Here is a 23,889-nt window from a genome sequence, read left to right on the forward strand (position 1 = left end):
ATATTGTTTATCAAGCAGCGGTGTAATCAACAAACCGGTTGAGGTTATCCGTCAGTGATTGACCAGGTTACCCAAGCCCAAAGAAATCAGAAATGCCCGGACGACTTCACGCACATCCTGACCGTCAGTTTGAGACAAGACCTGCTGCAGAAGGTTCTGTAACTCTTCACAGGAAACCCGTCGCATCAGGTAGTTAATCATCGCCAGACTGCCCTGGTTCATACTCAGCCGGTCATACCCCATGGCCACCAGCAACAGCGCGCCCATGGGCTCACCCGCCAGCTCACCACAAACACTGACATCCAGGCCATATTTGTCACAGTCGATTCTGGCACGGCGCAATGCCCTTAAGATCCCGGGATGAAACGCATCAAACAGGCCGGAGACTCTGGGATTATTGCGATCCACCGCCAGCAGATATTGAGTCAGGTCATTACTGCCGACCGACACAAAATCCACCAGCTGGGCAATTTCCTCCAGCTGGAACAGCAACACCGGAACCTCGAGCATAATGCCGACTTTAGGCCGGGCAGTGCGGGCACCAAACTCCTGTTTGAGTTCGTCAAATGCCTGGTCAAAATAGGCCATCGCCATGTTGATTTCATCAATACTGGACACCATGGGCAGCAAAATGGACATTGCCGCTTTCTCCAGTGCCGAAGCGCGCATCATGGCCCGTAACTGGATCAAAAACAGTTCCGGATGATCCAGCGAAAAACGCACCCCACGCCAGCCAAGTGAGGGATTCTCTTCTTTGATAGGGAAATAAGGCAACGGCTTATCGCCACCGACATCCAGAGTCCGCATGACTACCGGACGATGGGAGGCCGCTTTCAGCACCTGGCGGTATACTTTGACCTGTGCCGACTCGCTGGGAAAACTGTGCTCCAGCATAAAGGGAATTTCGCTGCGATAAAGCCCTATACCATCCGCCGCCTCGGCCAGCTGATTCTCAACCCCGCTGAGCAGCCCAGCGTTGATAAACAGGTGAATGCGTTTGTTATCCAGCGTAACCGCAGGCTTATCCAGTTCCCTGGCAAATTCCTGCTGCTGCGCCTTTTCCGATGCGATAAGACTGCGGTATTCCTTAATCACCGACGGACCAGGCGCCACCAGCAACTGACCACGGTTGGCATTGATCACCATCAACTGCCCGTCGAGTGGACGACTGAAAATCTGTTCCATACCGATAATGGCCGGAACTCCCAGTGCCCGGGCAACAATCGCAGCGTGTGAGTTCACCCCACCAAGTTCAGTCACCACACCCGCGAGCTTTTGCCTGGGAAATTCGGCAAGCAAGCCGGTATCGGCTTCACGGGCGACCAGAATCACAGGTTCATCCGGGTGCAGCATCAACTTGTCGGGCTCGATGAGCTGACGCAGTACCTTTTGCCCCAGTTCCCGCACATCACGGGAGCGCTCTTTCAGATAAGGATCATCCATGGCGCTGAACTGCTCTATATACCGCAGCGACACCCGGCTGACCGCCGACTCAGCCTGCCAGCCACTGCGAACCTCCGCCAGATAATCGCCTCCCAGACTCTGCTCATCCAGCAGCGCCAGCAGCGCTTTCATTATGTGACCAACTTCGTCGTCTTCCCGCTCGAACCTTTGCAGCAAGGCGTTCAGAGCATCACGACTGCGGTGCAGCGCCTGTTGCAACCGCTTTTGTTCAGCTTCTGTATCGACGCAGGCTTTATCAGGCTGCTCCAGCGGAATATCCCCACCCAGCACCAATGCATGCGCGATGGCAATGCCGCGACTGGCACTGATACCTTCATAAATTACGGTTTGGTTCCCGCTGCTTTGATAGGAGACTTTCTTTTGCAGCGAATGGATAAGCACTGCCAATTGCGCCGCCAGTGTCATCAGAAAGGCCTCTTCCCCTTCGCTGAATTGACGGGCTTTGTTCTGCTGGACCACAATCACGCCCAGCACCTGCTTTTGATAAATAATGGGAGCCGCCAGAAAAGCCTGAAAATGCTCTTCTGCCGCCTCGGGGAAAATTTTGAACCTTGGGTGTAGATGCGCTTTGGCGAGGTTGACCAACTCTTCGCGCTGGGCAACCAAACCGACCAGACCTTCGGATAACGGCATTCTGACCCGGCCAATGGCCTCCTGCGCCAGACCGTCCGTTGCACTAAGCACCAGATCCTGCTGTTGTAGCAGGTAAACCGAGCAGCACTGGGTCATCATCGCCTGCTTGGTGCGCTGCACCAAAGACGTCAGGGCCTCTTCCAGGCTTGATGACATAGCAACCGACTGGGTGATATCCCTGAGTGTCGTCAGCACCGCTCGTTACCCTCTTAATTATGCACTTTTGGTTTTAGACCTTCGCCTACCTGGCTCGCGCGTTTGAAATGGCAATGCAGTTGGGGCGAACTCCTTCATTACTCTTCGGTACACGTCACGCTTAAAGGACACCACCTGGCGCACCGGATACCAATAACTGACCCAACGCCAGTCATCAAATTCCGGATGGCCGGAAGAATTCAGGTTGATGGCGTTTTCATGGCTTTTCAGTTGCAACAAAAACCACTTTTGCTTTTGCCCGATACATACGGGTTTACTGTCCTGACGCACCAGGCGCTTGGGCAATCTGTACCTTAGCCAGGAACGTGTAGATGTCAGAATTTGTACATGCTCAGGCCTGAGCCCGACTTCCTCGTATAATTCCCGGTACATGGCCTGCTCAGCCGTTTCCCCGTCATCCACCCCGCCCTGTGGAAATTGCCATGAATGTTGACCAAACCGCCGGGCCCACATGACTTGTCCAAATTTATTACAGATTATGATGCCCACATTTGCGCGAAAACCGTCGCTGTCAATCACATGGACTCCAGACACATAACTTTCAATAAGTTGATTGTTTCACAAAGCAGCATCCTCGGCAAACGTCTATTTTTAGGGAGCTTTTGGATAAATATTCCGATGTAAATACATTTATCAACAGATTCGAATTCACACGCCTGTGCATTATCCACAAAATCTGTGGATATCTATGTTCGAAACTTGGTGTATTGCTGGAAAAAGCCTCATGCGCGAATAAATAGCGTTCACAAGCGCCCACCACCAAAACACAGTATCAATATGAATTTTATGAATAAAATTACTTTTATGAAAGTTATCAAAACTCTCAAATGACGAAGAGCACACTTTTTGACCACCAAAGATTTTCCTGTGATTTGACCTCAAGCAATGCTCAATTTATTCACAGCCTTGTCCAACAAATGCTCACATCAGTCGTTATAAACCGTTATTTAGTTGATTGACATCGCAATAATTATGATGTTGAGCCTGGTCGGGAAAAGTTATCCCAAAAATCTGTGGATAAATTTGTGAGGAACACAGGGGAAAGCAGCGAGTAATTCGGCACAGAGTTGAATAAATCTCGTAAAAACCATGAATATTCCATATTTTTCATTACGTTACATCATCAGGAATTCAACTCTGCAACTGTTTTTGTGTGTGTTTAAAAAATAGCCACGCCAAGTTCCAGCCATCAACACCCTGAGTCACTCAGGTATCAGTGCCACAACCCCGGGACTTTCCTGATAGAATTGCCTGTCTCCTCCTATTCAAAGGAAAGCAATTTGAGCCAGCATCCCCCAAAAGACATAGATGAGCTGATGGACAGAGTGAACAACATGGCCGGGATCACACTGGGCCAGCTGGCAAACCACGTCGGCGTTCCAGTCCCCGCCAATCTGCGTCGGGATAAGGGCTGGATTGGTCAGCTGATCGAAACTGAACTTGGCGCGACCGCAGGTTCAAAACCCATGCAGGACTTCGCCCACCTGGGGGTTGAGCTTAAAACCATCCCTTTGAGTTATTCAGGCACCCCACTGGAAACCACCTATGTCTGTGTCGCCCCACTTATCAACATTCAGGGACTGACCTGGGAAAGCAGCCTGGTGCGCCATAAACTGCAGCGGGTATTGTGGATCCCCATAGAGGGTGAACGGGACATTCCGGTCGCAGAGCGACGTATTGGTACAGGCATCCTGTGGACCCCCTCGGCGCAGGAAGAAGCGCAGCTGCAACAGGATTGGGAAGAGATTATGGAGCTCATTGCGCTGGGTCAGGTCGAGCGCATTACTGCGCGTCATGGGGATGTATTGCAGTTACGTCCCAAAGCAGCCAACAGCCGGGTAATGACAGATAGCATCGGACTGGACGGGCAAGTCATACAAACCAATCCCAGGGGCTTTTATCTGAAAACAAGCTTTACCGCGAACATACTGAACCGGGCATTTTCGCCACACGCCTGAATTCAAGTCGCGCAAAGGCCTAAAACAGCGCCTTTTCCCGTCGTCTGACAGCAACATTCGGAATAAAGCGCAGGTGTATTACCTGGGAAGAATGTGATATTGCGTCTCCTCATGTTTCGTCATCCGAAGCCTGATATTTTATTGTTAATGTTGCAACTGCCCTAATCCCCTTTGCTTTTCTCAGTAAAGCGGCAGACTGGACCGGTGAATCATTAACGCCAGCGGCGGCATTCGACATTAGCTTGACCTGGATCACGAATGTTACTGGAAAAGCAGCCTTGATATGAATACACTAGCGGCTCCTCCGAGCAGTATCATATATAGAGTAATAATTAGTCAGTGAGAGCGAGTCGACAGGCCAAAAAGCTGGCGTTTGCAGTGCTTGCGTGGACAGCCGCCATGGCTGCCTTCGTATTTTTCAGATATGCGCAAACACCGGATCTTCCCCAATGGGCAGTTGGCTCTGCAGATCTGGCGACCTTAGCTATTTATATGGGGGTCATTTTTGGCAGTCTGCACTGGATGTCAAATCTGATCGCCGACTTCAGCGCCATCAACCGCCTTCCCTATCTGTTTTCCGTTATCTTCAAAGGTCTGTTCCTGCTGCTGGGCGCTACCACTCTGGCGTATATCACTCAATTCCTGAATATGTGGGCCATCGAAAACCATATGGCCACTTTGCGGCAGATGCTGACCGTTCATGTGCTGTACACACCTTCGTTTCAGGCACTGATCGTTTATCTGGTGGTAGTCAGAATAAGTCTGGCGTTTATTGAGCAGATGAGTCTGTTGGTGGGGCCCAGGGTTTTGATCAATATCGGTATGGGGAAGTACCACAAACCCAGATATGAACAGCGACTGTTTCTGTATCTGGACATGGTTTCCTCCACCGCTCACGCAGAGACTCTGGGCGACTATCGTTTCAGTCGGTTAATTCAGGACAGCTTCAGTCTGCTGGCTGAAACCGTTACCCGAAACGAAGCAGAAATCTATCGATATATGGGCGATGCTGTGCTGATCCACTGGCCATTGGAAGAAGGGATTGTGCAGGACCGCTGCATCAACATCTACTTTGAGTTCAGCCAGCAACTTAACTGGCAGCGCCAGTACTTTGAAGAACACTACGGCTTCGTGCCCAAGTTCAAAGCCGCCGCTCACTGTGGCCAGGTGGTTGCCGCCGTCGTAGGTGTCAACAAACAGGAAATCAGCTTCTTCTCCGACGTGCTCAATACCCTCGCCAGATTGCAGGATCAGTGTAATCCCCTGGGGCAACGTATGCTGCTGTCGGGCAATCTGGTCAATCGGCTGGAAACGGACGGCTCACACTATCAGCTGCATGATCTGGGTCAGGTGCAGTTAAAAGGCAAGCAACATACCACTCAGGTATTCGGGGTTTCCCCCAAGGGCCGTTAACGGCAAGTCAAAAAGAAAGCGGCCATCAGGCCGCTTTTTGTTGGGATGCTTTCAGCAGTTTCTCTATCTCAAGTCCCAGATTGCGGAAGGTCAAGATACGGCTGGTCGTCTGTCGCCACACCAGACCTATGTCCCGGTAAGGTGCTTCTCCGGGAGGATTGATCACCTGCAACTCAGTATCGTTAAGGATCCCGGCATCAATCGCCATCTGAGGCAGGAACGTTGTGCCAAGTTTACTGTTCACCATCTGTACCAGAGTGTGCAGACTGGTTGCGGCAAATGGGTTCACCTTGGCAGTATCACTCAACTGACAGGCGCTGATTGCATGTCCGGTGATGCAGTGCTCGCTTTGCAACAAGAAGATACTCTCATCCGGCAGCAACTGATAATCCACAGGATCATGGAACTCGGCCTGCAAATCTTTGTGCACCACCATTTTGAAGGGATCAACCCCGACTTTCATCTTGTGATAGCCACGGGTATCCACGGGCAATGCCAGCAGCAGCAAGTCCAGCTCACCTTTACCCAGGGACTCAAGCAATCTGTCAGTAGTGTCTTCCTTGAGCAGCAACGTCAGCTCCGGGTAGGTCTTCTGACAGTGTCGCACAACCCGGCTGAGCAAAAATGGCGCAATCGTGGGAATACAACCCAAACGGATCTCTCCGGTCATGGGTTCACCCTGGTTGCGAACCAGCTCAACCAAATCATCAACATCGGTGAGCAGTTTGCGTGAACGCAACACCACTTCCTCTCCGATGGCGGTGAACATAAACGATTTATGATCCCGCTCAATCAACTGATGTCCCAGTTGCTCTTCCAGATTCTGAATCCCACTGGACAGGGTCGACTGACTGACATGGCAGACTTTTGCTGCACGATTAAAGTTCTGTTCCTGATGCAGATTCACCAGGTAGAACAGGTTTTTCAGGCTGGGTAAGTGTTTCATTTAATCGATTACCTTTTGCTGTTTGCACCTGATTTTTTAACTCTTGGCACTCTAGCACATTTCATCTGCTGAAAAAGCCAATTCAGATCAAACTGACGGCCAAACAGGCATAAAAAAACGGCCCCGCAGGTGCCGTCTTCTTTTACTCATTCAGTTTCAGTGAAGCACTTAAACCTTGGCTTCCAGGTATGCCTTAAGCATCGCCAGATCTTTTTCACCATTTTCAACGATGACATTCAGCCAAATCGCATGCATTTCAGGCCAGTCTGACGCCTCGCCGTGTTGCAGCAACTGAGCATACTGCTGGATACGCTTCAGACCCACAGAGCCAGCGGCGCCTTTGAATTTATGTGCTTCTGAGCACAGTACTTCTTTTTCTGCATTCTTGCTGGCAGCCACCAGATTGCCAACATATTCAGGCATCAGCTGCTCAAACAATACTACGCTCTTGAGCAAGGTTCCGGCACCAATCGCACTGCAGTATTGCTCCAGTGTGTTCAGGTCCAGAATATTTTCCAATTCAGCTGTCGCCATCGATGCCCCCTCTGTAGAGTAATTCATATACGCCCACTGCATGCTGCGATCCAACAGACGCTTGCACTGCTTCGTTTCCCTTTGAAATGCAGGGTTGCAGGTTATTTTGTCTGAGCAATAATACCTGCTGCAGTGCGCCGTGCAACACAATAAGTGAAGATCGCCGCAGATTCATCCAGCAGTAACACAACAGCAACATTATGTTGAGATAAAACAGTGGCAGTGATCGAATTGGCAATTAATGCATCAAGTTGTAGCGCAATTAATCGGCAGCTGATGGCTTTTGCAGCGCAGCACCCTGGCCACCGAATTCCTGCAGATTGTTGACTATGGCTACCAGCCCATCCCAACGAGACGCACACCACTGTGGCGCCAGCAGCATAGGCTGTTTGGCATAGGCCGTTACCCGGTGTAACACCACTTCTTTTGGGATTGCGCGGATCATCTCACCCACACTGTAAACATACTGTTCCAAAGTGAGGGTTTCCATCCGTCCGGCACGCCATGCTTTTGCCATTGTGCTGCCTTCTACAATATGCAGCGGATGAATTTTCAATCCTTCGACGCCCAGCGTCAGCACCTGTTGCAGCGTTGACATATAGTCTTCGTGAGTTTCATCAGGCAGCCCCAGAATCAAATGGGTGCACACTTTAATTCCCTGTTGCTGCGCCCTTTTTACCGTGTCGGCATAGGCAGCAAATCCATGGCCTCGATTAATTTTCTTCAAGGTATGGTCGTGGGCTGATTGCAGTCCCAGCTCCAGCCAGACATCGACGCCACGTTGCTGATATTCAGCGAGCAGCGCCAACACCTCATCTGGCACACAATCCGGACGGGTGCCCACATGCAGTCCCACGATATCGCCGTCTGCCAGCGCCTCGTCATACCTTTGCTTGAGCAGCCGGTATTCATCATAGGTGCTGGTATACGCCTGAAAATAAGCGATGAATTTGTCTCCCGCCGCGCCTCTGGCACTGCCAACCTTTTGCAGCCTTTTGATATTCATACTGGTTTTACCGGCTTCAAGCTGCTCGGCTATGCTTAAAGGGCTCCCCATCTCGTGACTGAAAGAGGCTACATTACAAAAGGTACAACCTCCCTTTCCCAGGGTGCCATCACGATTGGGACAGGTAAATTTGGCGTCAATTGTCAGCTTTTTTACTTTGCTGCCATATTTGGTTTTACAGACAGCACCGAAAGTATTGGCGTATTTATCGAGTCCCACAGCGACGTTCCAGGAAAATGAAGGAGGGGTATTTTAGTCATTCCTAAGCAATACGTCCTTGGACAAGGTCAAATTTCAGCAGACTACCCGGCGGTCATGGTCATCATGAGTTTCATTCACTGTAGCTGCAAAAAAAATCATTATTCACAAAACCAAAGTAATCATCAAAAAAATCTCACACTGGATCACAAAAACTCAAATACATGTGGTTTCAATTGATAAAAACATCAGCAAACCCAATTTTTACCAGTTTACGTCAAGGTAATCATATTAAATTTCGCACCACTTTTATCAGCCAAAATTATATTTTTATGCAATCTATGTGATTGACGTTTTACTCATGTGCATATAGCTTGAACAGTTCGGGCAAAAGACATTAGAAGAAATGAGTTCTCCCGACGTAGTAAACCTTGAGCATTGAAGGGAGGTTGTTTGTATGAGCTTGTATCATCCCAGTTTTGAGCGGGACAATTGTGGCTTTGGCTTAATAGCCCAAATGGATGGCGAACCCAGCCACCGGATTGTGCGTACCGCTATTCATGGCTTGGATAGAATGAAGCACAGGGGTGGTATTGCAGCTGATGGCCAGACCGGCGACGGCTGCGGCTTGCTGATGCAATTGCCGATTAAATTTTTCGAAGCCGTGGCGGCAGAAAATGACTGGCATCTGAGCCGTAAATTTGCGGTAGGAATGCTGTTTCTGAGTCAGGATCCCCAAAAAGCTGAAGCCGCCCAGTACATGCTGGCCCGGGAACTGGAGCGCGAGACCCTGAGTATCGCCGGCTGGCGCAAAGTCCCTATCGATCCGGATGTGCTTGGCCCCATTGGCCGTGAAACCCTGCCGCAGATTTATCAAGTGCTGATCAACTCACCCATCGGCTGGCGGGAAAAGGATCTTGAGCGCCGATTGTATATGGCACGTCGCCGTCTCGAGCAACAACTGAGTGACGATAAAGATTTCTATGTGGCGTCGCTGTCCGGTCAGGTGATCGTCTATAAAGGCCTGATGATGCCTGCGGCACTGCCGGAGTTTTATCTGGATCTGGCCGATATTCGCCTGCAAAGCGCTATCTGCTTGTTTCACCAGCGATTCTCTACCAATACTTCACCTATTTGGCCATTGGCGCAGCCATTTCGGTATCTGGCTCACAATGGTGAAATCAATACCATTACCGGTAACCGCCAGTGGGCCCGCGCCCGCGCCTACAAGTTCAATTCGCCCCTGTTGCCGGATTTGCAGCAGGCCGCCCCCTTTGTCAATGAAACCGGCTCTGACTCCTCGTCACTGGACAATATGCTGGAGATGCTGCTCTCCGGTGGCATGGATCTGTATCGCGCCATGCGTATGCTGATCCCGCCTGCATGGCAAAGTAATCCTGAGATGGATGAAGATCTCAAAGCTTTTTACGACTTCAACTCCATGCACATGGAGCCCTGGGATGGCCCGGCCGGGATTGTGATGACCAATGGTCGTCACGCCGCCTGTGCAGTCGACAGAAACGGCCTGCGGCCATCGCGCTATGTGATCACCAAAGACCGCATCCTGACACTGGCGTCAGAGATCGGCATCTGGGATTACGGCGCCGATGAAGTGGTGGAAAAAGGCCGGGTAGGTCCGGGCGAACTGCTGGTACTCGATACCCTGGATGGTCGTCTATATCAGTCCTTTGAGATTGATAACGACCTGAAACGCCGCCACCCCTACAAGCAGTGGATGGCCAAGAACTCCAAAACCCTGACCCCGGCTTATATGCTGGCGGCCAATCAGCACGGTAACCGTGAGTTCAAACCCGATGCCCTGCTGCAATACCAGAAGCTGTTCGGCTATACCCGTGAAGAGCTGGAGCAGGTGATATGGGTACTGGCGCAAAAAGGCGAAGAAGCCATTGGCTCCATGGGAGACGATACTCCCATGGCCGTGCTGTCCAAACAGCAGCGCAGCCTGTATGACTATTTCCGCCAGAAGTTTGCCCAGGTCACCAACCCGCCTATCGATCCGCTGCGGGAAAAGCACGTGATGTCGCTGACCACCTGTGTCGGCCGTGAGCAGAATCTGTTCAACGAAACCACGGGCCATGCGTATCGGGTGATGTTTGAATCGCCGATTTTGCTGTTCAGCGATTTCAGTCAACTGATGTCGCTGGATAAAGCCAACTACCGCGCCGATACCCTGCAGCTGAATTACGACCCGACCGAAGGGCTGGAAAATGCCATTCGCCGGGTGACAGATGAAGCCGAGCGACTGGCCCGAACCGGTACCACTTTGCTGGTGTTGTCCGATCGCCTGATCACTGAATCAACCCAGCTGATCCCCGCCGCTATGGCGGTAGGCGCAGTACAGCAGCGTCTAGTGGAGAAAAGCCTGCGGTGTGACACCAACATCATAGTGGAGACGGCCACCGCCCGTGACCCCCACCACTTTGCCGTGCTGCTGGGATTTGGCGCGACCGCGATTTACCCCTTCCTGGTATACGAGTCCATTGCCGATCTGGCCGACCGCTTCGGTGAAGAGGACAGGATCAGCCTGATGCTGAACTTCCGTCAGGGCATCGAAAAGGGCCTGCGTAAAATCATGTCCAAGATGGGGATCAGTACCGTCGGTTCTTACCGCTGCAGCCAGCAGTTTGAAGCCATAGGTCTGGCCGATGACGTGGTGCAGCTGTGCTTTAACGGCGTAATAAGCCGGGTCCAGGGCGCCAGTTTCAGCCATATTGCCGATGATCAGCGCAAACTGCACCAACGCGCCTTTGCCCGCCACCAACCGCTCCCTCAGGGCGGATTGCTGAAATATGTTGAGGGCGGCGAATACCACTGCTTCAACCCGGATGTGGTCAACACCCTGCAGCATGCACTGCGGGAGCGGGATTATCAGGCCTATAAAACCTTCGCCAAACTGGTGGATGAGCGGCCAATAGCGACCCTCAGGGATCTGATTGGCATCCAGGGTGAGCAACCGGCCATTGCGCTTGATAAGGTCGAAGAGGCCACTCACCTGTATCCCCGTTTTGACAGCGCCGCCATGAGTATCGGCGCGCTCAGCCCGGAAGCCCATGAAGCGCTGGCCATCGCCATGAACCGTCTGGGCGGCCGTTCCAATTCAGGGGAAGGTGGCGAAGATGCCCGCCGCTTCAATACAGAGCGCAATTCTGCCATCAAGCAGATCGCCTCTGGCCGCTTTGGGGTCACCGCTCACTATCTGGTGAATGCCGATGTGCTGCAGATTAAGGTGGCTCAGGGCGCCAAGCCCGGAGAAGGCGGTCAGCTGCCAGGCGACAAGGTGAGTGTGGAAATTGCCGGACTGCGCTATTCGCGTCCCGGCGTCACCCTGATCTCACCGCCGCCGCACCACGATATCTATTCCATCGAAGATTTGGCCCAGCTGATTTTCGATCTCAAGCAGATCAACCCCACCGCCATGGTGTCGGTCAAGCTGGTGTCAGAGCCCGGGATTGGCACCATTGCCACAGGCGTGGCCAAAGCCTATGCCGATATGATCACCGTATCCGGCTATGACGGCGGCACCGGAGCCAGCCCCATAACCTCAGTCAAATACGCCGGCAGCCCGTGGGAGCTGGGTCTGGCAGAGGTGCATCAGTCACTGGTGGAAAATGGGCTGCGCCACAAAATCCGCCTGCAGGTAGATGGTGGGTTGAAGACCGGCCAGGATGTCATCAAAGCGGCATTGCTGGGCGCCGAGAGCTTCGGTTTCGGCACTGTGCCCATGATTGCCCTGGGCTGTAAATACCTGCGCATCTGCCATCTGAACAACTGTGCCACCGGGGTCGCGACCCAGAATCCAACCCTGAGGGACAAGCATTATCATGGCCTGCCTGAGCGGGTGATGACCTATTTTGAGTTTGTTGCCGCCGAAGTGCGCGAGTGGATGGCCAAACTTGGGGTCAGCGAGTTTGAACAACTGGTAGGCCGCACCGAGTGGCTGATCGCCCTTGAAGGCCAGAGCGACAAACAGCGGGGTCTGGATCTGTCTGCCATCCTGTACAATCCCAAACTGCCCGTGGGCAGTGCCGTTACCTGGCAGGAGCGCAATACCCCGGAAGACAAGGGTGAACTGAATATCAAACTGCTGGAGTCCTGCCGTCAGGCAGTCGATGACGGCAAAGCCTTTAAGGCCAAATTCAGCATCAGCAATACCGACCGCTCGGTGGGCGCGGCCTTGTCGGGCTATATCGCCAAGCGCTACGGTATCAAGGGCACGCCAGAGCCGATCAAACTGTCCTTCCAGGGCACTGCAGGCCAGAGTTTTGGCGTGTGGAACAGCCCGGGGATTGAGCTCAATCTAGTGGGTGATGCCAACGATTACGTCGGCAAAGGCATGTCCGGCGGCAGCCTGACCCTGTACCCGCCTGTGGGCAGTAACTTTAAAACTGAGCGCTCCGCCATTATCGGTAACACCTGTTTATATGGCGCCACCGGCGGCAAACTGTTTGCCGCCGGTCAGGCCGGTGAACGCTTTGCCGTACGCAACTCAGGCGCCATTGCCGTGGTTGAAGGCGTGGGCGATAACGGCTGCGAATACATGACAGGCGGCATAGTACTGGTACTGGGCAAAACCGGGGTGAACTTCGGCGCTGGCATGACAGGCGGCTTTGCTTACGTATTTGATCAATTCGGCAAGTTTGATAAACGGGTCAACCGTGAAATGGTGGATACCCAGGACTTGAGCAGCCCTATCCATCAGCAGCATCTGCAGGGGCTGATTGAAGAGCATGTTAAGCGGACTGGCAGTGAACATGCGCGGATGATCCTGAGTGATTTTGAAAACTGGCTCGACTGCTTTGTACTGGTCAAGCCAAAAAATGTGGCGCTGGCCGATCTGCTCAAGCATGAACAAGGCGGTCAGTTGTTGTCAGTGAAGGCGGGGTAATACGCAATGAGTAACGATTTTCAGTTTATTGATGTTGCCAGACAGGATCCTGCCAAGCATCCGGTGAAACGCCGTACCAGCCAGTTTATTGAGATTTATCAGGCCTTTGAACAGCCTCAGGTACAGCAGCAGGCAGATCGCTGTCTGGACTGCGGTAATCCCTACTGTGAATGGAAGTGTCCGCTGCACAACTATATTCCCAACTGGCTGAAGCTGGCCAAGCAGGGGCGTATCATGGAAGCGGTTGAGCTGGTGCATGAAACCAATACCCTGCCGGAAATTTGCGGCAGGGTGTGCCCCCAGGACAGATTGTGTGAAGGTGCCTGTACCCTGAATGAAGAATTCGGTGCCGTCACCATAGGCAATGTCGAGAAATACATCACCGACACCGCATTTGCCCAGGGATGGCGGCCAGATCTGTCCGCCGTGGTCGCCCGCAAGGAAAAAGTGGCCATCATAGGCGCCGGCCCTGCCGGACTTGGCTGCGCCGATATTCTGGCACGCAACGGCGTTCAGGCGGTGGTATACGACAAATACCCACAAATTGGTGGCCTGCTCACCTACGGCATTCCGGCGTTCAAGCTGGACAAAAACGTCATGGCCATTCGCCGCACAGTGATGGAAGGCATGGGCATAGAGTTTCGCCTGGGTGTCACCATAGGTCAGGACATCCCCTTCCAGCAGTTGTTGGATGAATATGATGCGGTGTTCCTTGGCATGGGCACCTACAGCGCCATGCAGGCTAATCTGCCGGGTGAGGATGCGCAGGGCGTGTACCAGGCACTGCCCTATCTGATTGGCAACACCCACAAACTCATGGGCACCCAATCAAGTGAGCATCCTTACCAGTCCATGAAGGGCAAAAAAGTCGTGGTACTGGGCGGCGGCGATACCGCCATGGACTGCGTGCGCACCGCGGTGCGTCAGGGGGCCGAGTCAGTCACCTGTGTGTATCGCCGTGACGAACAGAATATGCCCGGCTCGCGCCGTGAAGTGCAAAATGCCAAAGAGGAAGGCGTCCAATTTCTGTTCAACCGCCAGCCCATCGCCATTCATACCCAAGATGGCAAAGTGTCAGGGCTGGAATGTGTGGAGACCCAACTGGGCGAGCCGGATCAGTCAGGGCGTCGCAGCCCTCAGCCTGTGATGGGCAGTGAGCAAGTGTTGGCGGCCGATGCAGTGATCATCGCCTTTGGTTTCCAGCCAAGTCCTGCGCCCTGGTTTGCTGATTTTGGTATTGAACTGGATCAGTGGGGCCGGGTCAAAGCCAGCAAACTGGACGACAACCCCTTCCAGACCAGCAACCCCAAAGTCTTTGCCGGGGGCGATATGGTCCGCGGCTCAGATCTGGTGGTTACCGCCATCGCCGAAGGTCGGGATGCGGCCCTGGGTATACTCAACTTTTTAAGCTAACGGTGTGATTGCACTCAGTTATCCAGCTATCAAGCCCGCATTTAATGCGGGCTTGTCATTGAGACACACAGGCGCGCATCCAGGCTCAAGCCTGTGCTATAGTTAGCGCCAATTTCCATTCCCTTGTGAAGTCAAAAAGGTCTGATATGAAAATCGGTATTATCGGCGCGATGGAGCCAGAAGTCGCCCATCTGATCGCCTCTATGGAAGCGGCTGAGTCTCAAACCATCGCAGGTATTGAGTTTGTTGCCGGCAAGCTCAATGGCAAAGACGTGGTGGTAACCCGCTCAGGCATCGGCAAAGTCGCCGCCAGTATTGCCACTACCTTGCTGATTGAAAAGTATCAGCCGGATTATGTAATTAACACAGGCTCTGCCGGTGGTTTCGTCGACAGTCTGGAGATTGGCGATATTGTTATCTCTTCTGAAGTGCGTCATCACGATGTGGATGTGACTGCCTTTGGTTATGAAATCGGTCAGATGGCCCAGCAACCTGCGGCCTTCCTGCCCGATGCAAAACTGGTAGCTGCCGCCAATCAGGCCATCGCCTCACTGGGTGAAGTCAAAGCGATAGAAGGGCTTATCTGTACCGGTGACAGTTTTATCTGCGATCCGGCCCGCACCAAAGTGATGCTTGAACACTTCCCGACCATGGCCGCCTGTGAAATGGAAGGCGCTGCCATTGCCCAGGTTTGCCACCAGTTTGGCGTGCCTTTTGTGGTGATCCGCTCTTTGTCTGACAATGCCAACAACGACTCACCCGTGGATTTTGACAGCTATATCATCAAGGCCGGTCACCACTCTGCGCTGATGGTGATGGCGCTGCTGAACAATCTGTAAGGAACCGCAGGCAACGCCATGGACACAGGCTTATTATCCGGATTGCCGACCAAGGATGTTGCTCTCCTGGAAGTGTTTGCCCTCGTGACAGCAGCTTTGTTGCTGTCACGCATTCGTCCCCTCCCCTTACGCTATGACCCCTTCTACTGGCTTGCACAACTGGCCAGCCAGATAGCCGGGAAAGCCGCTCACACTCAGCGCTCCAATACCCAGCAATACACCGCCGGTACGCTGGCCACACTGCTGCTGGTGTTACCCTTCGGCAGCATAGTCGTGTTTATTCCATTGCTGGCGGCCTATCCCTGGTTTTTTGAGCTGGTCATTCTGTATTTCTGCTTCAATGACAGTGGCATCAATCGCCTTTGCAATCAGGTTGCTGACAACCTTGAGCGAGATGACAAAGCCAGTGCCAAAGCTCTGCTGGCTGAGCGGGTACCTCAATCGGTCTCACAATTATCCGCCACAGGTTTGAGTAAAACGGCTATCGAGCTGGTGCTCCATCGACCCGCAGTAAACCTGATAGGAGTATCGCTGGCATTTTTCGCCGGTGGGCTCACATTTGCCATTTTGCTGCGGATGCTGACAACCATCGCCGCCCAGTGGCCAGCTCACAGTCCAACCGGTCGCTTTGGTAAACCGGTCAATCTGCTCAGTGGCTTATTGATGTGGTTTCCCGACCTGTTATGGGCACTGTTGCTGGCACTGCAGGGCGGACCTGCAACGCTGATCACCTGGCTGAAACCTCGTCCCGTCTTTTTAAGCCGCAGTGTCACTACCGGCTCCCGGGCACTGGCTATTGAACTTGGTGGTCCGCAGATGTTTGGCAACATCAAAGTCAGCCGGGCGAAAACACCATTACCCGCCTTACCTGGCAGTCAGGATATTCGCCGTGCTGTGTCACTCAGTCGCACTGCCGCGGGTTATTATTCGGCGCTGCTCATCTGTTTGCCACTGCTGTGGATTCTCATCCGGCTGTATGCTCATTAATTGCGGTTCTGGCTATCGCAGTCACGCCAACAACTCGTTCGAAAGCCTGTCTGGAGTGCGGATTGGTATCCCGTTGATTCAAGTAGATGAAGTCATCCCTACAAATGCCTGATTGGCGGTAAAAGCTGCTTGATCATGAGTTTGGCAGAAGGCATTATTCAGCACTCGGGCCAGCCTCTGCTGCCACTGTGTCATTATTGGAATATCTGTAGCGAGCTGACATTGCGAAATATCTGGTTCTGTTTGATGTTATTGTCCTTTTCTGCCCTGGGAAACCAAGGGGAGATGCCCCGTGAGCAACAATTGGCAATGAACTATATGCAGGCTCTGACGACGCACAACTACAGCAAACTGGAACAGTTTTACGATCGGGAAACGGTATTTTCTGACCGTACAGCAGGCCGCAAATACACAGGCGAAATTCATATTCTGGACTTTCTGCGACGGGCCCATGAAGGGGTATTGGAATATCGCTTCAATCTGGAGCACATGTACAACTCAGGTTCACTGGTGGTGATGATCGGCAGTTACTACCTGAAAGGTCCCGGTGACCAATTTGGCAAGCCGGGAAAAATCATCGAAGTTGCAGTGTACGGTGTCACGACCCTGAAACTGGATATGGCCAAAAAACGGGTTAAGGAGCACATAGATCTGATCGACTATCAGACCATGGCGGATCAACTGGCGCCGCAATAACGGTCAGCAATCACATTTTTTCTTTCATCCGGAAACTTGCGACCATTTCATCACTCCAATGACATATGTTCATTAAGTGTCCGGAGGAAAGGCAAGAATGACCAGATTGCCTGCCCGTATTCTTCCTCTGCTGTGGCTATTGGCCGTCAGCGCATTTGCGGCAGAATTGCCCCCTATGGTGACTTCATACGCCGATAAACCGGTGCAGCACTTCAATCGCGAACTGGATGAAGCCAGACGTCAACAGGCAAGCTGGAGTGAATCGCCGGAACAAATCAGCCGTCATTACGCCGGTAATCAGTTCACTCTGATACGCACTGTCCAGCACCAAAATGAAACCCTGGCCTATTTATCCAAATCGTCGCTGGAAGACCACCAGCAGGTCTTGCTGATCCTGACCCTGAAGCAACAGGGAAATCACTGGGCCCTGAAGCGGGCACAGGTAAGCTGGCAATGTAAAAGGGGCCAGCACTTCAGTACTGATCCCTGTCATTGAATTGAGCTGAGCAAGTCAAACAGCAACACCTTGCCCCTTAATAGCAAAAGGCCTGCTGCCACCGGCATCAGGCCTTAAACTGATCCACTTGTACTCAGTCAGAAAACTGCTTAGCTGAGTGTGACCTTGGCAAACTTGCGCTTACCGACCTGGAATACCGCGCACACACCGGCGTTGAGCATCAGTTTGGCATCATCCAGCTTATCACCATCCATCTTGACGGCGCCTTGCTTGATCATCCGCATGGCATCAGAAGTAGACCCCACCAAACCAGCCTCTTTCAGCAGGTTTGCAATAGCCATGCCTTCACCGGCGGCCAGAGTAACTTCCTCGATATCATCAGGGATTGCGCCCTTCTGGAAGCGATCAATGAAATTCTGGTGCGCCTTTTGCGCCGCATCTTCATCATGGAAACGGGCAATGATCTCTTTGGCCAGCAGAATCTTGGTATCACGAGGGTTGGCACCAGCGTCCACATCAGCCTTCAGCTGGGCAATCTCTGCCAGTGGCCGGAATGACAACAGCTCGTAGTAACGCCACATCAATTCGTCAGAAATGGACATGATCTTACCGAACATTTCATCCGGTGCTTCACTCACACCAATGTAGTTGTGGGCCGATTTGGACATCTTCTTGACGCCATCCAAACCTTCCAGCAGCGGCATCATGATCACAGCCTGCGGCTTCTGACCAGCGGCTTTTTGCAACTCACGGCCCATCAGCAGGTTGAACTTCTGATCAGTACCACCCAGCTCAACATCGGCTTCCAGTGCCACCGAGTCATACCCCTGCAGCAGTGGATACATGAATTCATGAATAGCAATGGATTGACCGGATGCGTAACGCTTCTTGAAGTCATCACGCTCCATCATGCGGGCCACAGTCTGCTGCGACGCCAGACGGATCATCCCGGCTGCGCCCAAGTCTTCCAGCCAGCTGGAGTTGAACACGATTCGGGTCTTGGCCGGATCCAGAATTTTGTACACCTGCTCCTTGTAGGTCTCGGCGTTGGCCAGCACCTGCTCGCGTGTCAGCGGTGGACGGGTGGTGTTCTTGCCACTTGGGTCACCCACCATGCCGGTGAAATCACCGATCAGGAAGATCACCTCATGACCCAACTCCTGGAAAGTACGCAGTTTGTTGAGGATAACTGTATGACCCAAGTGGATATCAGGTGCCGTCGGGTCTGCCCCCAGCTTCACCTTGAGAGGACGTCCCTCTTTCAACTTTTCCAGCAGATCCGATTCGAGCAAAATCTCATCGGTACCACGTCTAATTTCTGCTAATACCTGGTCTAAGTCAGCCATCTCGGCAGTTACCCCTAAGCGCCTAATAATATAGAAAGAGACTTATGTTACTTGTTAGCCCTAATAAATGAAAGTGTGTACACTAAGGGATGAGTCATGGTTAGTCATTTTGGTACCGAGTTCAATGGGAAAGGTCATCACACTATTCAATTTATTGCCCAGATTGCATCAGGCACTGATAGGTTTGCTGCTCCTGATTATCTTTGCAGTAGTGCTGATACCCGCAGATGACGCCCAGGCTTCACGTCAAACACAACCGGTCGCCGTCTCTACCAGCGCCCAGGCAACGGATATTACCGTGCCGCTGGCTTTTCGCACCCCGGAAGCACCAACTGCGCCCCTAAGGGATAAGCCTGATGCCCCCCGGGATACCACATCAGAACCCCAAACCGCAGAAGCAGCCACACCAACAGCGCCACAATTAACCGAAGAAACGGTAACTGTGCGCAGCGGCGACACCCTGGCCGCGATTTTTAACCGTGTTGGCTTTACTGCCCGCGATGTATATGAGGTGACCCAACTCAAGCAGATGGGCAAAATCGTCCCCAAGTTGATGCCGGGCGACAGTATGGTGTTGATTAAGGACAGCGACGGTAAATTTGCCGGCCTCAGATACCAGCTGAGCAAGATTGATACACTGATCGTAAGCCGCCATCCGGAAGAGTTGAAAGAGTACACCCTGACCAAAGAGGTCACCCGGGAAGAAAAATTCGTCAGCGCTGAGATCACCTCCAATTTCTGGAACGCTGCCGCCAAAGCTGGTCTGACCCCGGCGCAGATTATGGAGCTGGCGACTATTTTCGGCTGGGATATGGACTTTGCTCAGGATATCCGTGAAGGTGACAGCTTTGCCCTTATCTATGATGAAGAATATGCCGACGATCAGTTCCTGCAAAACGGTAACATTCTGGCGGCCGAGTTTATCAACCAGGGCGAGCGTTTTACGGCAGTTCGCTATAAAGATGGCCAATACTATTCAGAAGATGGCCGCAGTATGCGCAAAGCATTCCTGAAATCTCCGGTTGACTTCAAATACGTCAGCTCCAACTTCAATCCCCGCCGCCTGCATCCGGTTACAGGCCAGGTAAAAGCCCACAGAGGCGTTGATTATGTCGCTGCCGTCGGTACTCCCATCAAGGCTGCCGGCGCTGGCCGGGTCATTGAATCCGCTTACAACAAATACAATGGTAACTATGTGTTTATCAAACACAATGACACCTATACCACCAAGTATCTGCACCTGAACAAACGCAAGGTGAAGCAGGGGCAATACATCAAACAGGGTGAAACTATTGGCACACTGGGCGGTACAGGTCGGGTAACGGGCCCACACCTGCATTATGAATTTATCGTCAATGGCGTGCATCGCAATCCACGCACGGTCAAGTTGCCCAAGGCTGAACCCATCGCCCAGAAAGAGCGGCCGCAGTTTGACAAGCTCAGCCAGTCTCTGATGGCCAAAATCGAATCTGAAAAACAAAGCAGTTTCGCACGGGAGAGCACCAACTAAATGAGTGGTCTGTTTATAGGACTCATGTCCGGCACCAGCATGGATGGCGTCGATGCCGTGTTGGTGGATTTCTCTGCTACCAGTCCAAGACTGATTGGCGGTCATTCCGAGCCAATGCCGGATCATCTGTTCAAAGGATTACAGCGTTTGTGCCAACCCGGCAGTGACGAAATCAACCGACTGGGCAGACTGGACCGGACCGTAGGCAAGCTGTTTGCCAAAGCCGTCAATCAACTGCTCGCCAGGACCGGAGTATCTCCCCTTGAAGTGGTCGCTATCGGCAGCCATGGGCAAACCATTCGGCATATGCCGAGTCTGGATACCGGCTATACCCTGCAGATTGGCGATCCCAACACCATTGCAGTCGAAACCGGTATCAATGTGATTGCCGACTTTCGCCGCAAGGATGTCGCGCTGGGCGGTCAGGGCGCCCCGTTGGTCCCGGCGTTTCATCAGGAAGTATTCGCGGCGCCGGACGCTGTCAGGGTGATCCTCAACATCGGCGGCATTGCCAATATCACTTTCCTGCCCGGTGACAGAAACAAGGTACTGGGATTTGATACCGGCCCGGGGAACACGCTTATTGATGTTTGGGTGCAGCAACATCTGCAGACCCCGTTTGACAAAGATGGCGCCTGGGCAGCATCGGGCAAAACCAACGATGACCTACTCAAACAGATGATGTCCCATCCCTACTTTGCCCAGAACTTCCCCAAGAGTACCGGTAAAGAGCTGTTTAATCAGGCCTGGCTTGAACATCAGCTGGCGCAGTTCAGTCATCTGAAAGATCAGGATATTCAGTCAACGCTGCTGGACTTAACCTGTCACACCATAGCCAAAGACGTACTCAAACTGGCCAAAGCGGGTGAACTGTACGCCTGTGGTGGCGGCGCGCTCAACGCTGAGCTGATGCGCCGTCTGCAGTTACTGCTGCCGGACTTCCGACTTGCGACCACAGCGCAGCTGGGGGTTGATCCCAAGTGGGTCGAAGCTATTGCCTTCGCCTGGCTTGCCATGCGTTTCGAGCAGGGACTTCCAGCCAATCTACCGGCCGTCACAGGCGCCAGTCGTCAGGCTGTGCTGGGAGCCCGTTACCCGGCAGCCTGACTACCTTTATCTTTGCAACAGCGGGTGACTCAGTCGCATGATATCCCGCTGCGGATAATCGGTCAGCGTCATCAGCAGGCGCTGCTCGGAGGGGATAAAGGCCAGCGTACCGAAAGAAGATAAATAGTTATTCGGAATACGCAAAATCCCCCGGGTCTGATTGGTCTGTCGATCCCAGAAACTCACCATATATTCTGCGCCGCTGGCCCGTTGCTTAAAATACACCCCCTGAGAACCCGCTACCCAGTTGAGGCCGTCTGCCAGATATACGCCGGCTGGCGCCGATTGCCAGTCAATTTTACCGCCCCGCCCCCTGATCAACGGAATTGCTGTCGGCAGCGCCTCGCTCTTTGTCAGCGCGACTTCATATGCCTCGATATCCAGCTGCCACAGGCCAGGCGCATCCGGACGACTGAACACCAGCAAACTCTCGTCAACGATCTGCCCGCGGGACATGCTCAGGCCCCTGAGAACCACAGGCTTGGCACCATCCAACGGGAATTTCACCAACTGATTGTCAATGGATGAATAAATGGCTTTATCGCCCGGTCCCCAAAACAGACGGGTGTGGTTACTGTAGGGCGACGCAACAACGGACATCTCACCATTGTCCAATTGCAACACATAGATCTGATTCCCCTCATTCAGCTCATCCGGGGCAATAAAAGCAATTTTATGACCATCCGCCGACCATCTGGGATAAAGCGCCCGCCGCTCGATAAAGGTATGTTGAATACGGTTGTTGCCCTGACTGTCAGACGTCCAGATCTCGTTGAAGCCGGTTTCATTGGAGGTATAAACCACCCGGCCGGCAGCAGCCGAATAATCCGGCAAGCGCTGACCATAACCTGAGTAAAACAGCGGATAAGGCGTCTGCGGAATGGATTTGTCCACATCCATATAGGCAATGTCGTATTGGCGGGCATAGTGGTTATAAACCAGATCCTGGCTGCCGGGAATAAACTTGGGATAGCTGAAACCAGGCACTGCGAGGTCCGTCACCTTCCCGCTGTCCAGATCCAGACTGAAGCCCCGCCTGACGCCAGAGGTCTCCACCCCGAACACCAGCTGCTTGCCACTGTGATGCCAGGTCAGGCCACGAATATCTTCCATGCCCTGAGTCAGGGCACGTTCCTCTCCGGTGTTCAAATCGTACAGAAAAATGTCTTCGGTGATATTACTCAGTCGTCTGGCGATGGCCAGATACCTGCCATCCGGGCTGAACGCCAAATCCCGTGCCACGCCGCTGCAGCCCTTCTGGCACTGGATTTTCTCAGGGATAGGCTCATTGCTCTCCACCCGGATAAGATAAACTTCATCGTCGCTGTCGCCGGGCACATTGTGGATATAGGCCAGCTGGCTGCCATCCGGCGAAATATCCAGAGCGCTGCGATGGGAATTACAGGGTGTCAGGTAACGCACCTGACCTGAACTCATCTGCATTTCGGTGAAAAAGCACCGTCGGTCTTCTGCCCGCCGACTGGGATAATAGAGATATTCCCCCCCCGGATGCCACACCGCCCTGGCCTCCTCGGAATCCCGGGGAGACAAACGTTTGGGCAATGCGCCTTCAACTGAAATTTCCTTCAGAAACAAACCGTAGTTGCTGCCATGGCGGGCACCGCCGTAAACCAGATAACGTCCATTGGGCGACACAGCAGGAAACCGCTCCGAGCCATCCTCTCGGGTTAAATAGCTGATTTCTTTACCTGTCTGAATTCCTGTCGAGGTCCAGAGCAAATAGCTCATGGCCACAGAGACCAAAGCGACCAACAACAGGGCGCTGAGCGAGCGGCGACGATATTGGCGGAAACTGACTTCAACCTGCTCGACATCGCTGACCAAGGGCTCATCAAACTGGGGGGCAATCAGCAATCGATAGCCGGTCTTGCGCACCGTATCAATAACAGTGTCATCTCCCAGTGCCGTCAGATGCTGACGCAAATGCCAAATTGCATTGGTGAGCGCCTTGCTGCCAACATACTCGTTGCCATCCCACACAGTCTCAATCAATTCATCCCGGGTGACCACCTCAGGATAGCCCCGGGCCAACTGCGCAAGCACTTCAATAAACTTGGGCTGCAACGACAGCTTTTCCTGCCCATCAAAGCTCAGGCTATTGTCAGACAGGTCAACCCTGCAGGTGCCCAGATTGAAATTGGATATTTTTGTTGTTTTTTCCATGTACTGGATCCGACGCTACCGATATGGGACAAAGGTCTTACGCCCACAATGTTAAACAATTAATTTACATAAAAAT

Annotated in this window: 17 protein-coding genes; 10 read left to right on the forward strand and 7 right to left on the reverse strand. The window is 52.7% G+C overall.

Going from position 1 to position 23,889, the window contains the following annotated elements:
* Positions 1-51 precede the first annotated feature (51 nt).
* The gene (gene ptsP, locus ACRRUX_RS00490; RefSeq protein WP_432526222.1) at positions 52-2,292 is read right to left on the reverse strand and encodes a phosphoenolpyruvate--protein phosphotransferase; all 2,241 of its coding nucleotides are present in this window, start codon (positions 2,290-2,292) and stop codon (positions 52-54) included.
* An 18-nt stretch (positions 2,293-2,310) separates the two neighbouring features.
* The gene (gene rppH, locus ACRRUX_RS00495; RefSeq protein WP_432526223.1) at positions 2,311-2,832 is read right to left on the reverse strand and encodes an RNA pyrophosphohydrolase; all 522 of its coding nucleotides are present in this window, start codon (positions 2,830-2,832) and stop codon (positions 2,311-2,313) included.
* Between the two features lie 761 nt (positions 2,833-3,593).
* Here rppH and mutH point away from each other — a divergent pair.
* Both mutH and ACRRUX_RS00505 read left to right on the forward strand, forming a co-directional pair.
* Complete coding sequence (gene mutH / locus ACRRUX_RS00500) at positions 3,594-4,271, forward strand: DNA mismatch repair endonuclease MutH (protein WP_432526224.1); 678 nt, start codon at positions 3,594-3,596, stop codon at positions 4,269-4,271.
* A gap of 339 nt (positions 4,272-4,610) precedes the next feature.
* Positions 4,611-5,684 (forward strand): adenylate/guanylate cyclase domain-containing protein, encoded by a 1,074-nt coding sequence (locus tag ACRRUX_RS00505; protein WP_432526225.1) that lies wholly within the window; start codon positions 4,611-4,613, stop codon positions 5,682-5,684.
* 25 nt (positions 5,685-5,709) lie between these two features.
* Here the strand turns inward: ACRRUX_RS00505 and oxyR are convergent, their stop codons facing one another.
* The 3 genes from oxyR to ACRRUX_RS00520 all read right to left on the reverse strand — a co-directional run bounded on the left by oxyR (position 5,710) and on the right by ACRRUX_RS00520 (position 8,389).
* Entirely contained in the window at positions 5,710-6,630 is a 921-nt protein-coding gene (gene oxyR / locus ACRRUX_RS00510; protein ID WP_432526226.1) for a hydrogen peroxide-inducible genes transcriptional activator OxyR, read from the reverse strand.
* Between the two features lie 168 nt (positions 6,631-6,798).
* On the reverse strand, positions 6,799-7,164 hold the full coding sequence (locus ACRRUX_RS00515; RefSeq protein WP_432526227.1) for an Hpt domain-containing protein: 366 nt from the start codon (positions 7,162-7,164) through the stop codon (positions 6,799-6,801).
* Between the two features lie 262 nt (positions 7,165-7,426).
* Positions 7,427-8,389, reverse strand: a complete 963-nt coding sequence (locus tag ACRRUX_RS00520) for a TIGR01212 family radical SAM protein (RefSeq protein ID WP_432526228.1) — start codon at positions 8,387-8,389, stop codon at positions 7,427-7,429.
* 436 nt (positions 8,390-8,825) lie between these two features.
* Between ACRRUX_RS00520 and gltB the strand changes: the two genes are divergently transcribed.
* The 6 genes from gltB to ACRRUX_RS00550 all read left to right on the forward strand — a co-directional run bounded on the left by gltB (position 8,826) and on the right by ACRRUX_RS00550 (position 17,705).
* A complete protein-coding gene (gene gltB / locus ACRRUX_RS00525) occupies positions 8,826-13,274 on the forward strand; it encodes a glutamate synthase large subunit (protein ID WP_432526229.1) in 4,449 nt (1,482 codons plus the stop codon).
* Between the two features lie 6 nt (positions 13,275-13,280).
* A complete protein-coding gene (locus ACRRUX_RS00530) occupies positions 13,281-14,687 on the forward strand; it encodes a glutamate synthase subunit beta (protein WP_432526230.1) in 1,407 nt (468 codons plus the stop codon).
* A 146-nt stretch (positions 14,688-14,833) separates the two neighbouring features.
* Complete coding sequence (locus ACRRUX_RS00535) at positions 14,834-15,526, forward strand: 5'-methylthioadenosine/adenosylhomocysteine nucleosidase (protein ID WP_432526231.1); 693 nt, start codon at positions 14,834-14,836, stop codon at positions 15,524-15,526.
* An 18-nt stretch (positions 15,527-15,544) separates the two neighbouring features.
* A complete protein-coding gene (locus tag ACRRUX_RS00540; RefSeq protein ID WP_432526232.1) occupies positions 15,545-16,513 on the forward strand; it encodes a cobalamin biosynthesis protein in 969 nt (322 codons plus the stop codon).
* A gap of 246 nt (positions 16,514-16,759) precedes the next feature.
* Complete coding sequence (locus ACRRUX_RS00545) at positions 16,760-17,209, forward strand: nuclear transport factor 2 family protein (protein WP_432526734.1); 450 nt, start codon at positions 16,760-16,762, stop codon at positions 17,207-17,209.
* Between the two features lie 97 nt (positions 17,210-17,306).
* Entirely contained in the window at positions 17,307-17,705 is a 399-nt protein-coding gene (locus tag ACRRUX_RS00550) for a hypothetical protein (protein WP_432526233.1), read from the forward strand.
* Positions 17,706-17,815: 110 nt separating this feature from the next.
* Here ACRRUX_RS00550 and tyrS read toward each other — a convergent pair whose 3' ends face one another.
* The gene (gene tyrS / locus ACRRUX_RS00555) at positions 17,816-19,012 is read right to left on the reverse strand and encodes a tyrosine--tRNA ligase (RefSeq protein ID WP_432526234.1); all 1,197 of its coding nucleotides are present in this window, start codon (positions 19,010-19,012) and stop codon (positions 17,816-17,818) included.
* 124 nt (positions 19,013-19,136) lie between these two features.
* Here tyrS and ACRRUX_RS00560 point away from each other — a divergent pair, with 124 nt between their 5' ends.
* Both ACRRUX_RS00560 and ACRRUX_RS00565 read left to right on the forward strand, forming a co-directional pair.
* A complete protein-coding gene (locus ACRRUX_RS00560) occupies positions 19,137-20,522 on the forward strand; it encodes a peptidoglycan DD-metalloendopeptidase family protein (RefSeq protein WP_432526235.1) in 1,386 nt (461 codons plus the stop codon).
* Positions 20,523-21,629 (forward strand): anhydro-N-acetylmuramic acid kinase, encoded by a 1,107-nt coding sequence (locus ACRRUX_RS00565; RefSeq protein WP_432526236.1) that lies wholly within the window; start codon positions 20,523-20,525, stop codon positions 21,627-21,629.
* Positions 21,630-21,635: 6 nt separating this feature from the next.
* On the opposite strand, the gene ACRRUX_RS00570 is transcribed toward ACRRUX_RS00565, so the two are convergent.
* Complete coding sequence (locus ACRRUX_RS00570; protein ID WP_432526237.1) at positions 21,636-23,813, reverse strand: winged helix-turn-helix domain-containing protein; 2,178 nt, start codon at positions 23,811-23,813, stop codon at positions 21,636-21,638.
* Positions 23,814-23,889: the final 76 nt, after the last annotated feature.

Source organism: Shewanella sp. GXUN23E (genome assembly GCF_050865035.1).
Lineage (GTDB): Bacteria > Pseudomonadota > Gammaproteobacteria > Enterobacterales > Shewanellaceae > Shewanella.